A 12,511-nucleotide genomic window follows, 5' to 3' on the forward strand; every position below is an offset into this window, starting at 1 on the left:
CGGCCGCACCGTCACGTGAACGGGTCTGCCAGAGTGTCGCGCGCGATCGCACCGACCGAGATCAGCATGCCGAGCACGTCGGCGATGCTGAAGATCCGGCTGATCAGGGGGCCGCGGAAATTGACGATCGAGAACCAGCCGACACTGATCTCCTGGCCCCGCGGCTCGATCCCCATGTAGCGGCCGACCTGGCGTCCGATGTGACGGCTATGCACCCAGATCTCGTCGTCGCCGTTGCCGGTCGCATACACCGTACGGTAGCGGCAGGGCTGGAAGCGGTCGTACATCTCCATCGGCGAGATCTTCCACTCCGCGTACGAGCCGATATTCGGCCGGTTCGGATTGCCGTAGGTCATCGCCGGATCGAAGAACGCGTCCATCTCCGCGCCGAAACGGCCATCGCTGACGAGCTCCTGCACCCGCAGCCAGCTGCGCACCCGGTCCTGCTGGCGCGGTGTCAGGTTGGGCATCTCGTCGGCGTTGGAATAGACCGTCGGATCGTGCTGCACGGCGTGGCACTCCAGTGATGGGATCGGCGGGCTTCAGGTGCTCGAGCGGGACAGCAGCCACCGTGCCAGGGCAGGGATCAGCGTCGGATCGGACAGCGTGGCGCCGGCGCCCTGGCCCATCTCCTCGGGGCCGTACCCCCAGGTGGCAAAGATCACCGGGACCCCGGCGCCGACGCCGGACGCCACGTCGTTGCGGTGATCGCCGACCATGACCGACCTGCCGGGCATGCCGTTCGCCAGACTTATGGTTCCCAGCAGATGCGCCGGATCGGGCTTGCGCGCGGGGAAGCTGTCGCCGCCGCCGATCGCCGCGAACAGCCCCTCGATCCCGAGCGCCGCCAGCAACGCGCGGGCCGCCAGCACCGGCTTGTTGGTGCACACGGCCAGCCGCCAGCCGGTATCCACGGCGACCTGCAGCATCGGCGCGATGCCCTCGAACAGCTGCGAGGCGTCCGCGGCGTGGGCGGTGTAGTCGGCGGTGTAGGCCTCGATCGCCTGGTCGTCGGCGACCGCCCCGCGATGCGCCAAAACACGCTGGACCAGGGTGGGAATGCCGTCGCCGACCATCGGCCGCAGGTCGTCGGCGGTCAGGTCGTCGAGCGCTCGATGCCTCAGCATGCGGTTGGCGCAGGCGAGCAGGTCGGGGACGCTGTCCACCAGCGTGCCGTCGAGGTCGAACACCAGCAACGGCACCGACGGGCGAGGGGAGTGAGAGATGTGGGACATGCAGTAATCCGAAATTGTTGTTGATCGGGCACGCGGGGTCGCGGGGTTTGACAGCCATCCCGTCCGACCGCTACCGCAATTGACGATGTCCCAACCTGCCCCCGCTACCGCCATCTTGCTCGCAGCGGGTCTTGGCACCCGCATGAAGTCCGATTTGCCCAAGGCGCAGCACATGCTGGCCGGGCGTCCGATGCTGCGCCACCTGATCGACAGCTGCAGCACGGTGTTCGATCGCATCGTCGTGGTGCTCGGCCCGGACATGCCGGGGCTGGAGGCGGCAGCGGCGCCGCATCCGGTGGTGATCCAGGCCGAGCGGCTCGGCACGGCGCATGCGGCCCGGCAGGCGATGGCGCTGTTCGGCGATGGCGACGTCGCGGTGCTGTATGCCGACAACCCGCTGATCACGACCCAGACCTTGCAGCGCCTGCTGGCGGCCCGGCATGACGGCGATACCGGGCTGGCACTGCTGGCGATGCGGCCGGCCGACCCGGCGCGTTATGGCCGGCTGATCACCCGCCCGGATGGCGCCGGCGGCGAGACCGTGGAGCGCATCGTCGAGTGGGCGGACGCGACCCCGGAGCAGCGCGCGATCGGGCTGTGCAATGCCGGCGTGCTGTGCGCCGACGCCGCCAGGTTCGCCGGCTGGCTCGATCGCGTCGGCAACGACAACGCCAACCGCGAGTACTACCTGACCGACGTGGTGGCGCTGGCCGCCGCCGATGGTGCCGTGGTGCGCCATGTCGAGGCGCCCGAGGAGGAGCTGCGCGGCATCAACTCGCGCGCCGAGCTCGCCCAGGCGGAGGCGGTGGTGCAACGCCGGCTGCGGCTCGAGGCGATGCAGAACGGGGCGACGCTGGTGGCGCCGGAGACGGTGTTCCTGTCCGCCGACACGAGGCTCGGACGCGACGTGACGGTGCATCCGAACGTGGTGTTCGGCCCCGGCGTCACGGTAGGCGACGGCAGCGAGATCCGCGCCTTCAGTCACCTCGAGGGCGCCGTGGTGGGCGAGGGCGCGATGATCGGACCGTACGCCCGGCTGCGACCCGGCACGGTGGTCGGGGCGGGTGCGCATGTCGGCAATTTCGTCGAGCTCAAGGCGACCCATCTCGGTGACGGCGCCAAGGCCAACCACCTGGCGTATCTCGGCGACAGCCTTATCGGGCCGCGCAGCAATGTCGGCGCCGGCACCATCACCTGCAACTATGACGGTGTCGCCAAGCACCGCACGACGATCGGCGCGGACGTGTTCGTCGGCTCCAATTCGACGCTGGTCGCACCTGTATCGTTGGGCGACCGCGCTTTCGTTGCAGCCGGCAGCACCATCACCGCGGATGTGCCGGAGGACGCGCTGGCATTCGGACGGGCGCGGCAGGAGACCAGGCCGGAGCGGGCAATCCTGCTTCGGGCGCGACTCAAGAAGGGGAAGAACTGATGTGCGGCATCGTCGGCGTCGTCGGCACGCGCGAGGCAACGCCCCTCCTGTTCGATGCGCTGCGACGACTGGAATATCGCGGCTATGATTCCGCCGGCATCGCCACGCTGGTGAACGGCCACATCGAGCGCCGTCGCGCCGAGGGCAAGCTCGACAACCTGGGCGAGGTGCTGGAACGCCGACACCTGCCCGGGATGACCGGCATCGGCCACACCCGCTGGGCCACGCACGGCGCACCGACCGAGGGCAACGCGCATCCGCACGGCACCGAGCGCGTCTCGATCGTGCATAACGGCATCATCGAGAACCATGCCGAGCTGCGCGCGGAACTCGAGGACCAGGGCCAGGTGTTTTCCACCGAAACCGACACCGAGACCGTCGCACAATTGGTCGACCTTAACCTCAAGCGCGGCATGGCTCCGCGGGAGGCTGCACACGCCTCGCTCGCCCGCCTGCACGGTGCATATGCGCTGGCGATGATCTTCGCCGGCCACAAGGAGCTGATGATCGGCGCACGGCATGGCGCTCCGCTGGCGGTCGGTTTCGGGGACGGCGAGATGTTCCTCGGCTCCGACAGCCTGGCGTTGTCGCCACTGACCCGACGCATCGCCTACCTGGCGGATGGCGACTGGGCGGTACTGTCCCGCGACGGCGCCGAGTTCTTCGACATGGCCGGAAACACGGTCGTCCGCGACATCAAGCTGAGCGCGTTGGCGGCCGACGCGATCGGCAAGGATGGTTACCGGCATTACATGGACAAGGAGCTGCACGAGCATCCGCTGGTGATCGGCCAGACGCTGCAGCGGATGATCGACCCGGCGACCCGTCGGGTGGCGCTGCCCGAGCTTCCGTTCGACCTCGCCAAAGTGCCGCGGATCACCATCACTGCCTGCGGATCCGCGTTCTATGCCGGGCTGATCGGCCGCTACTGGCTGGAAGCGGAGGCGCGCATCCCGGTCGATGCCGACGTCGCCAGCGAACTCCGCTACCGCGAGCCGCCGCTCTCCCAGGGCGGCCTGGGACTGCTGATCAGCCAGTCCGGCGAGACGGCCGACACGCTGGCGGCACTTCGGTCACTGCGGGCAGGTGGCCAGCACGTGATGTCGGTGCTGAACGTGCCGGAAAGCACCATGGCGCGGGAGAGCGACATCGTGCTCGACACCATCGCCGGTCCGGAGATCTGCGTTGCCAGCACCAAGGCCTTCACCGCGCAGTTGTCGGTGCTGGCCTGCCTCGCCATCGCCACCGGCCGGGCACGCGGCACGATCGACGAGGCGCGCGAGGCCGAACTGGTGCAGGCGCTGCTCGACCTGCCGAGCCGGGCAGCCGAGCTGTTCGGGCTGGGCGACGACATCCGGGCCGCGGCCGCGATCGTCGCCGAGGCGCGCGACGTGCTGTATCTGGGTCGCGGCTCGCACTTCCCGGTGGCGCTGGAGGGTGCGCTGAAGCTCAAGGAGATCAGCTACATCCACGCCGAGGCCTATGCCGCCGGCGAGATGAAGCACGGCCCGATCGCGCTGATCGACAAGAGCGTGCCGGTGGTCGCCAGCGTGCCGTCCGGGCCGTTGTTCGAAAAGACCGCCTCCAACCTGGCCGAGGCGCATGCCCGCGGCGGCCGGCTGCTGGTGTTCACCGACCCCGCCGGTGCAGCGCGGATCGGCCGGATTGCCGAGAAGGTGGTGGTGCTGCCGGAAGTGCACGGCTTCACCTCGCCGATCCTGCACAGCATCGCGGTGCAGATGCTGGCCTACGAGGTGGCGCTGCTGAAAGGCACCGACGTCGACCAGCCGCGCAACCTGGCGAAGTCGGTCACCGTCGAATAGCCGGACACCACACGCCCGCGACGGCTGCAGGCTGGTCGTCACGCAACCTCCGTCGCGGCCGCGACTTTGTTGCGCATGCACATGACATCACGCGAATTCATCGAAGCCGGTCTCGAGGCGCTGGACGCGTCGGTTCGGGACAAGCAGGGCGACCTGCGCAACATCCAGCTCGCGACCGTGTCGCCGGCGGGGCACCCGGCCGTCAGGACGCTGGTCCTGCGTCGCCTCGAACGATCCCCGCCGGTGGCCGAGATGCATTCCGATGCACGCGCCGACAAGGTGCGCGATATCGCCAATGACGGACGCGTCATGATCCTCGCCTGGTCGGCGGAGGAGCATCTGCAGCTTCGTTTCGAGGGCACGGCCGTCCTGCACCGCGACGACGACGTCGCCCGGTCCTGCTGGGACGCCCTGTCGGCGAACGCGCGCAACACCTACGGGCTGCGCGCCGCCTCGGGAACGCCGATCGAGGATCCGGAAGGGCTGGAGCACCTGCCCGAACAGGAGCAATACGAGCAGTTCACGGTGATCCTGGTGTCACTGGCGAGCGTCGACATCCTGCGGCTGGAGCCTGAAGGCCGCCAGACCCGCGCGATCGGCCGGTTCACGGCCGACGGCATGACGGCGAGCTGGGTCGCGCAATAGGACCTCGCGCGCACACGCGAAAGAGCAGTCCCGAGATGCCGGACCAGGATGCGCCCAAACCCCCGGTCCCGGCTGCCACCCGTCGTGTCGGGCGCCTGGCCTGGCATCGGGGCGCCTTCACTGAGGGCGAGCGCGAGATCCCCGAGGAGATGCCGGTCGCGCTGTCCTACAACCGCGTGAGCCATGCTGTGATGATGGCGAGCCCGCTCGACCTCGAGGATTTCGCGCTGGGCTTCAGCCTGTCGGAGCAGATCGTCACCGCCCCGGGCGACATCGAGGAGATCCGGATCGTGGTGGTGCCCGGCCCGGAGGACGGACCGCCGCGCGGCATCGAGTTGCGGCTGTGGATCGGCGCGGCGCGGATGGCGGCACTGGACCAGCGACGGCGGCACGTGGCGGGTCCGACAGGCTGCGGCATGTGCGGCCTGGAGAGCCTGGACGCCGCCCTCCGGCCGTCCCCGCCTGTGCCCGACGGGTGTTGCTTCACCGGCGATCAGGTGCAGCAGGCGGTGGCGTCGCTGCGGCCGGCGCAGGCGCTGAACCGGCTGACCCGGGCGGTGCACGCCGCCGGATTCTGGACCCCGGCCGACGGGCTGGTGGCCGTGCGCGAGGATGTCGGCCGCCACAACGCGCTCGACAAGCTGCACGGTGCGCTGGCGGCACGCGGCACCGACCTGTCGACGGGCATCCTGGTGATGACCAGCCGGATCTCGGTCGAGCTGGTGCAGAAGGCGGCGATCATGGGCGCACCGGTGCTGGCCGCGGTGTCGGCGCCGACCGCGCTGGCGCTGCGCGTGGCGGAGCAGGCCGGCATCACCCTGGTCGCCGTCGCCCGCGATGACGGCTTCGAGCTCTGCTCCGGCCGGCATCGCATCACCGCCTGAACGGGCCTGCCGCGAGGCCCGGTTTCGCGCAGGTCGGCCTGCAGTGGTAGCCTCGGGGCATGATGTCGGGGGCAGGCGCTTGGGCTTGAGCGACGAGGAGCGGGAGGCCGGGCAGGCGGCGGCGCGGGACCGGCAGGCGGCGATCGCGGCAAGGCGGGCCCTGCTGGAGCGGTCCGGGTATTTCGACCCCGACTGGTATTGCCGCACCGTGCCTGCGGCTGCACTAAGCGATCTGCCGCCGCTCGATCACTATCTCTCGCATGGCGTGGCGGCACTGGCATCGCCTGGGCCACTCTTCGATGCTGCTGCCTATCTCCGTCACGCCTGGCACCTGCGGCCCGGACTCGACGACCCGCTTACGCATTATCTCGAGCAGGGTCTGGGCGAGGGTCGGCAGGCGGTCTCGTGCACGGATCCGGCCAGCTGGAACCCGCTCCGACTGCCGGTGGAACCGCTGCTGTCGCGTGCGGCACCGTCGCGCCCGGTTCGGGTGTGCGTGGTGGTGCATGCATTTCATGTCGAGCTGTTCGACGAGATCTGCCAGTCGTTGCGGATGCTGCCGGAGCGCTTCACCCTGCTGGTGACGACGGACGAGCCGGAAAAAGCCGACATCATCCGCGAAAGTTTCGCCCGCTCCGGGTTGGATGCGTATCTGCTGGTGCAGGTCGCCGCCAATCGCGGGCGCAATTTCGGACCGTTCCTGACCCACCTCGGCAACGCCATCCTCGACCACGAGATGGTGCTGCACCTGCACACCAAGACGTCGCAGTATCGCGGCGCGGAGCAGGTGAGCTGGCGGCACGCGCTGCTACGCACGCTGCTGCCGGCGCGACCGGTGGTCAGTGGCATCATCGAACGCTTCGTGGCCGATCCGACGCTCGGCGTGATTACCGCATGTCCGGGCGAGGAGATGCGGTATTGGGGCTATGACTGGCTGTCGAACCGGCATCTGGCGCAGCCGCTGTTCGACCGGCTCGGCGTGGAAGCCGCCGTGCCACGCGGCATGTTCGATTATCCGCTCGGCGGCATGTTCTGGGCTCGCAGCTCGGCGCTGTCGAAACTGCTCGGCCATGACTGGACGCCGCAGGATTTTCCGCCCGAGCTCGGCCAGACCGACGGCACCATCATGCACGCCATCGAGCGCAGCATCGTGCTGATCGCGGCCGATGCGGGCTACGGTTTCGCCGAACTGGATTACCGTCGCGGCCTGTTCCGGCCGGGCTGGAGCAGTCGCAACCTCGACCAGTATGCGCGCACCTCGCATGACGGACTGCTCGACACCATCGCACAGGTCGACACGGTCTCGTTCGACATCTTCGACACGCTGCTGACCCGCATTTGCCTGGTCCCGGACGCGGTGCATCGCTTCATCGGTTTCGTGGCCGCGCGGCGATTCCCCGGCGCCGACCAATTCGCCGAGCGCCGGCGGGCAGCCGAGGACGCGGCGCGTCGCGAGACCGGAAGCGGCGATGTCGATCTCGACGAGATCCATGCCCGCTTCCGCCGCGATGCCGGCCCCGGATGGAGCGAGGCGGCGATCGCCTTCGTGCAGCACGAGGAACTCGCACTCGATGCGCGCCTGCTCACCCCCCGCGACATCATGCTGGCCGCCCTGCGCCACGCCGTCGAGGCCGGCCGCCGGGTGATCCTGGTCAGCGATAGCTACCTGCCGCGCCGGGTACTGGACGACATGCTCGCCCGCTTCGGCATCGGCGCGTTGGCAGACACAGTCTATCTCTCCTCCGAACGGCGTGCCCGCAAGGATCGCGGCGACCTGTGGCAGCTGGTCGCCGACGCCGAGCCGGGTGCCCGCACCGGCCGGCTGCTGCATGTCGGCGACAACGCGCAGTCCGACATCCAGCAGACCGCCGATGCCGGCATCCGCCACTTCCATGTGCTGAGCCCGGCGGCGCTCATGGACATGCACGGGCTCGCGACGCCCGCCGGCCCCGACGGCGGCCGGCCGCTCGGCGACGACATCCTGCTCGGACCGCTGGCGGCGCGGCTGTTCAACACGCCCTACCTGGAGCCGGGACCGGGTGCCGCGCCGCTGCTGGATGAGCCGGAACTCGCCGGCGCTGTGCTGTTCGGGCCGCTGATGGTGGCGTTCATCGGCTGGCTGGCGCGGCATCCGACGACCCGGCATCTCGACCGGATGCTGTTCGTCTCGCGCGAAGGCTATTTCCTGAAGCGGCTGTACGACGCCATGCGCGCCGCCAGCGGCCGCGACGACTTGCCGCCCTCGCTGTATTTCCACTGCTCGCGGCGTGCGGCGCTGGCGGCGGCGCAGGGCGTGGCGTTCGATCCGGAGCCGGTGCTGCAAGGCTCCGGCTTCAACGGCTCGCTGGCGGAGTTCCTGCTGGCCCGTCTCGGCTTCGTGTCGGACGCGGTATCCGGCGACGTCGACACGATGATCTCGCTGCCCCGCGACACCGACCTCGTGCGCTGCATGATGCAGCTGCTCGAGGAGCCGATCGCAGCACATGGCCGGCGGGCGCTGCAGGCCTTCACCGCCTATGCGACCGTCAACGGCATGGCGCCCGCCGAGAAGCCCGGCTTCGTCGATGTCGGCTATAGCGGCACCATGCAGCGGGCGATCCAGACCGCACTCGGGCGGCCGCTGATCGGGCTCTATGCGGGCGTGTCGGCGGCGGCGCAGCAGGTCAGGCTGCAGGGCGGCCACGCCTTCGGGGCGTTCGCGCAGGGCGACGTCGCCAGCTTCACCGGCGGCTACGGGCTGATGCTGGAGGCGTTCCTGACCGCGCCGCACGGCCAGGTGATCGGCTACGACGACAGCCGATCGCCGCCGGTGCCGTCGTTCCGCACTGGCGGCGCGTCGCAGCTGCAGTTCGCGATGCTGGAGCGCCTCTACCAGGGCGTCGAGGACTACGCGCTGGCACTGGTCCGCGACTACGGCCCCGACCTGCTCGACCTGCCATTCAGCCGCGAGGCGGCGACGACGACGCTGGCCGCGGTGCGCGACGGCCGCCTGCGCCTGTCGCCCGAAATGATGTCGATCCTGGCCGTGGAGGATGATTTCTGCGGCAACGGCGAGATCCCGGTGTTCAGCCAGCTCGCCACGCCCGCGTCGCGCCGCCGGTGACGGCGCCCGACATCCTGGTGCTGGGTGGCGGCGTGGCCGGCCTGGCGAGTGCGGTGACGCTGGCCGAACGCGGGGCCCGGGTGACGCTGGCGGAGGCCGGGCCGCGCATCGGATCCGGTGCGTCGTGGAAGGCCGGCGGCATGCTGAGCCCGTGGTGCGAGGCCGAAACCGCGCCGGCCGGCTTCACCGAGCGGTCGCGTCCGGCGCTCGACTGGTGGCGCCGGCAGGTGCCGGAAACGCGCACGCAGGGCAGCCTGGTGCTGGCCCTCTCGCGTGACGGCGCCGAGCTCGCCCGCTACGCCCGCCGTACCACAGGCCACCAGGCGCTGGACCAGGCAGGCATCGACGCGCTGGAGCCCGACCTGCAGGGCCGCTTCGGGCGCGGGCTGTTCTTCGGGGATGAGGCGCATCTGGACCCGCGCATCGCCCTGCCGGCACTGGCGGCGCGGCTTGATACGCTCGGCGGCGAGGTGCTGCTGGATCAGCCGGAGCGGCCGGAGGGGCAATTCGACCACGTCATCGATTGCCGCGGCGTCGGCGCCCGCGACGTGCTGCCCGGCCTGCGCGGCGTGCGGGGCGAGATGCTGCTCCTCCGTGCCCAAGGCATCACCCTGACCAGGCCGGTGCGACTGCTGCATCCGCGTTTCCCGATGTACGTGGTGCCGAGGGACCCCGAACCCGGTGTCGAGGGCCAGGTGTTCATGGTCGGTGCCACCATGCTGGAGAGCGACGAGCGCGGGCCGCCGCGGCTGCGCTCGATGATGGAGCTGATGGCGGCGGCCTTCGCGCTGCATCCGGCGTTCGGCGAGGCCGGCATCGTCGAGATCGCCGCCGACCTGCGCCCCTCGTTCGGCGACAACATGCCGCGTCTGGCGCGGGACGGCGACACGATCCATATCAATGGCATGTACCGGCACGGCTTCCTGATGGCGCCGGTGCTGGCAATGGAGGTGGCCGACATGCTGCTGCCCGGGACCGTGAGGCTCTAGCTTGGAAATCCTGGTGAATGGCGAGCGGCACGAGGTGGCCGCCCATACGCTCGACGCGGCACTGTCCGAGCTCGGCTACGGCACCGCACACGTGGCCACCGCCGTCGACGGTGATTTCGTGCCGGCCTCCGCGCGTGCCGGCTGGCCACTCGCGGACGGCAGCGCTGTCGAGATCGTGGCGCCGATGAGGGGAGGCTGAGGCCGATGCAGTTCTATGGCACGACGATCGGATCGCGGCTGCTGCTCGGCACCGCACTCTACCCCTCGCCGGACGTGCTCGCCGACGCGGTGCGAGCCTCCGGAACCGAGCTGGTGACGGTGTCGTTGCGTCGCGAATCCGCGGGCATGCGGGCCGGCCAGGCGTTCTGGTCGCTGATCCAGGATCTCGGCGTGCGTGTGCTGCCGAACACCGCCGGCTGCCACTCGGTGCGCGAGGCGGTCACCACGGCGCAGATGGCGCGCGAGGTGTTTTCCACCGACTGGATCAAGCTCGAGGTGATCGGCGAGGGCGACACTCTGGCGCCGGATGTGTTCGGCCTGGTCGAGGCCGCGCGGATCCTGACCGGGGAGGGCTTCAAGGTGTTCCCCTACACCACCGAGGACCTGGTGGTCGCCGAACGCCTGCTGCGGGCCGGCTGCGCGGTGCTGATGCCGTGGGGCGCGCCGATCGGCTCGGGCAAGGGCCTGAACAACCCGTTCGGGCTGCGCGCGATGCGGGCGCATTTTCCCGAGATCCCGCTGGTGGTCGATGCCGGCATCGGGCTGCCGTCGCACGCCGCCGCCGCGATGGAGCTCGGCTATGACGGGGTGCTGCTGAACACCGCGGTGGCGCAGGCGGGCGATCCGGCGGCGATGGCGCGCGCTTTCCGCCTGGCGATCGAGGCCGGACACACGGCCAGGCTGGCCGACCCGATGGAGCCGCGCGACATGGCCAGCCCCTCCACCCCGGTGCTCGGCCAGGCGATCCTGGCGTGAGCGCGCCCGACCGGACGGCGTTGCCCGGCCGGTTCTATCCGGTTGTGGATAGCGCCGCCTGGGTGGAGCGGATGGCCGGCGTCGGTGCCAGGCTGATCCAGTTGCGGATCAAGCGTGCCGACGACCCGGAGCTGCGGATGCAGGTCCGACGCGCTGCCGCCAGTTGTGCCGCGACCGGCGCCACCCTGGTGCTGAACGACCACTGGCAGGTGGCGATCGAGGAGGGCGTCGGCTTCATCCATCTGGGCCAGGAGGATCTCGACGAGACCGACCTCAAGGCGATCGGCCGTGCCGGCATCCGGCTCGGTGTCAGCACCCACTCCGACGGAGAGCTCGACCGTGCGCTGTCGGTGGCACCCGATTACGTGGCACTCGGCCCGGTCTGGCCGACGACGCTGAAGCAGATGCCGTGGGCGCCGCAGGGCGTGGAGCGGCTCGGGGAGTGGCGCACGCGGCTGCGCGGCATCCCCCTGGTGGCAATCGGCGGCATCACCCTGGAGCGCGCGCCATCCTGCATCACCGCCGGTGCCGACGCGGTTGCGGTGGTATCGGACGTGGTCGCCAATCCCGATCCGGAAGCCCGTGCGCGCGCCTGGATCGCCGCCACCGGCTGATCGCTCAGGACGACCATTTGACCGGATGATGCAGGAAGCCGTCGCCCTTCATCACACAGGGGCCGACAGCAGCGAACGTCATGGCATCGAACCGCAGGATCGGATCCTGCTCGAAAACACCCATCCTCAGGTGCATGCTCCTGAACAGCGTCGCATGCAGGACCTCGTGATGGCCGGTCCAGTCATCCTCGACCGCGTTGGACAGCGCCTGCAGCGCAGCATGGCTATAAAGCGCCAACTGCATGAACGCGTAGAGCCTGGCCGTATGGTTCGCGCCATGGCGGCCTCGCCGCAGCGATGACCACCAGGGCCACCGCTCATTTCCCTTGTAGGGGCGGATGAAGGTGCTGGCGAAATCATGATCCGGATACGACGAGAAAATATGCGAGACGAGAGCCGGCAGGCTGCCGTTGTAGAAAACGTCGTATTCCATCACCAGATAGCGGTCATATCGCGGCAATTCGTTGAACGCCGCCAGCAGCACGAGATCGGCATTGCCCGGAATGATCCGCCCCTCCTGCGCCTTTGCATGCGCCTTCGCAAAGAGCGCGCGGTTCGGGATGAAAATCGTGTTTCCGGACGAGTGACCGTCACCGTTGACGACCAGATGCACGGTGATCCCGGTCTCAGCCTGCTGACGCAGGATATCCCGTATCTGCGGTGACAGGCCATTCAGGTCATGACAGAAGATCAGGAGGGCTGACGACACCACGGGTCCAACAACAGGGGCGACCGGCATCCAGGCGTCGCCGCGCGGATCATCTCACACAGCCCGAGCTGAATAGCACACTGAAAAATGTCAGATGTGGGC

General features: G+C 69.5%; 12 protein-coding genes. 9 read left to right on the plus strand and 3 right to left on the minus strand.

Going from position 1 to position 12,511, the window contains the following annotated elements:
* Positions 1–11 precede the first annotated feature (11 nt).
* Together ACOEQ2_RS17000 and ACOEQ2_RS17005 are read right to left on the minus strand one after the other, a co-directional pair.
* Positions 12–509 (minus strand): hypothetical protein, encoded by a 498-nt coding sequence (locus ACOEQ2_RS17000; protein ID WP_419729130.1) that lies wholly within the window; start codon positions 507–509, stop codon positions 12–14.
* Positions 510–542: 33 nt separating this feature from the next.
* Positions 543–1,235, minus strand: coding sequence for an HAD family hydrolase (locus ACOEQ2_RS17005; protein ID WP_419729131.1), 693 nt, complete (start codon positions 1,233–1,235; stop codon positions 543–545).
* Between the two features lie 142 nt (positions 1,236–1,377).
* Between ACOEQ2_RS17005 and glmU the strand changes: the two genes are divergently transcribed.
* The 9 genes from glmU (at position 1,378) to ACOEQ2_RS17050 (ending at position 11,700) form a co-directional block, all read left to right on the plus strand.
* Positions 1,378–2,667 carry a bifunctional UDP-N-acetylglucosamine diphosphorylase/glucosamine-1-phosphate N-acetyltransferase GlmU gene (glmU, locus tag ACOEQ2_RS17010; RefSeq protein ID WP_419729132.1) on the plus strand — a complete coding sequence of 430 codons (1,290 nt, stop codon included), beginning with the start codon at positions 1,378–1,380 and terminating at the stop codon, positions 2,665–2,667.
* A complete protein-coding gene (gene glmS, locus ACOEQ2_RS17015) occupies positions 2,667–4,490 on the plus strand; it encodes a glutamine--fructose-6-phosphate transaminase (isomerizing) (protein ID WP_419729133.1) in 1,824 nt (607 codons plus the stop codon). Before glmU ends, glmS begins: the two co-directional genes overlap by 1 nt.
* Positions 4,491–4,571: 81 nt before the next feature.
* The gene (locus tag ACOEQ2_RS17020) at positions 4,572–5,135 is read left to right on the plus strand and encodes a pyridoxamine 5'-phosphate oxidase family protein (RefSeq protein WP_419729134.1); all 564 of its coding nucleotides are present in this window, start codon (positions 4,572–4,574) and stop codon (positions 5,133–5,135) included.
* 35 nt (positions 5,136–5,170) lie between these two features.
* Positions 5,171–6,019 carry a formate dehydrogenase accessory sulfurtransferase FdhD gene (gene fdhD / locus ACOEQ2_RS17025; protein WP_419729135.1) on the plus strand — a complete coding sequence of 283 codons (849 nt, stop codon included), beginning with the start codon at positions 5,171–5,173 and terminating at the stop codon, positions 6,017–6,019.
* An 85-nt stretch (positions 6,020–6,104) separates the two neighbouring features.
* On the plus strand, positions 6,105–9,122 hold the full coding sequence (locus ACOEQ2_RS17030) for a rhamnan synthesis F family protein (protein ID WP_419729136.1): 3,018 nt from the start codon (positions 6,105–6,107) through the stop codon (positions 9,120–9,122).
* Positions 9,119–10,111 carry an FAD-dependent oxidoreductase gene (locus tag ACOEQ2_RS17035; protein WP_419729137.1) on the plus strand — a complete coding sequence of 331 codons (993 nt, stop codon included), beginning with the start codon at positions 9,119–9,121 and terminating at the stop codon, positions 10,109–10,111. The genes ACOEQ2_RS17030 and ACOEQ2_RS17035 overlap by 4 nt, the downstream gene beginning before the upstream one ends.
* A 1-nt stretch (position 10,112) precedes the next feature.
* Positions 10,113–10,310: a sulfur carrier protein ThiS gene (gene thiS, locus ACOEQ2_RS17040; RefSeq protein WP_419729138.1), complete on the plus strand. Its 198-nt coding sequence runs from the start codon at positions 10,113–10,115 to the stop codon at positions 10,308–10,310.
* A gap of 5 nt (positions 10,311–10,315) precedes the next feature.
* Complete coding sequence (locus ACOEQ2_RS17045) at positions 10,316–11,086, plus strand: thiazole synthase (RefSeq protein ID WP_419729139.1); 771 nt, start codon at positions 10,316–10,318, stop codon at positions 11,084–11,086.
* A 71-nt stretch (positions 11,087–11,157) separates the two neighbouring features.
* Positions 11,158–11,700, plus strand: a complete 543-nt coding sequence (locus tag ACOEQ2_RS17050) for a thiamine phosphate synthase (RefSeq protein WP_419731261.1) — start codon at positions 11,158–11,160, stop codon at positions 11,698–11,700.
* Between the two features lie 4 nt (positions 11,701–11,704).
* On the opposite strand, the gene ACOEQ2_RS17055 is transcribed toward ACOEQ2_RS17050, so the two are convergent.
* Positions 11,705–12,439 carry a hypothetical protein gene (locus ACOEQ2_RS17055; RefSeq protein ID WP_419729140.1) on the minus strand — a complete coding sequence of 245 codons (735 nt, stop codon included), beginning with the start codon at positions 12,437–12,439 and terminating at the stop codon, positions 11,705–11,707.
* Positions 12,440–12,511: the final 72 nt, after the last annotated feature.

The sequence above is a fragment of the Lichenicola sp. genome (assembly GCF_965198575.1).
In the GTDB taxonomy this organism is placed as follows: Bacteria; Pseudomonadota; Alphaproteobacteria; order Acetobacterales; family Acetobacteraceae; genus Lichenicola.

Bases quoted from the DNA above. Each gene is read 5' to 3' on its own strand.
- ACOEQ2_RS17005 (WP_419729131.1), bottom strand. From the start codon at position 1,235: ATGTCCCACATCTCTCACTCCCCTCGCCCGTCGGTGCCGTTGCTGGTG.
- glmU (WP_419729132.1), top strand. From the start codon at position 1,378: ATGAAGTCCGATTTGCCCAAGGCGCAGCACATGCTGGCCGGGCGTCCG.
- glmS (WP_419729133.1), top strand. From the start codon at position 2,667: ATGTGCGGCATCGTCGGCGTCGTCGGCACGCGCGAGGCAACGCCCCTC.
- ACOEQ2_RS17020 (WP_419729134.1), top strand. From the start codon at position 4,572: ATGACATCACGCGAATTCATCGAAGCCGGTCTCGAGGCGCTGGACGCG.
- fdhD (WP_419729135.1), top strand. From the start codon at position 5,171: ATGCCGGACCAGGATGCGCCCAAACCCCCGGTCCCGGCTGCCACCCGT.
- ACOEQ2_RS17045 (WP_419729139.1), top strand. From the start codon at position 10,316: ATGCAGTTCTATGGCACGACGATCGGATCGCGGCTGCTGCTCGGCACC.
- ACOEQ2_RS17050 (WP_419731261.1), top strand. From the start codon at position 11,158: ATGGCCGGCGTCGGTGCCAGGCTGATCCAGTTGCGGATCAAGCGTGCC.
- ACOEQ2_RS17055 (WP_419729140.1), bottom strand. From the start codon at position 12,439: ATGCCGGTCGCCCCTGTTGTTGGACCCGTGGTGTCGTCAGCCCTCCTG.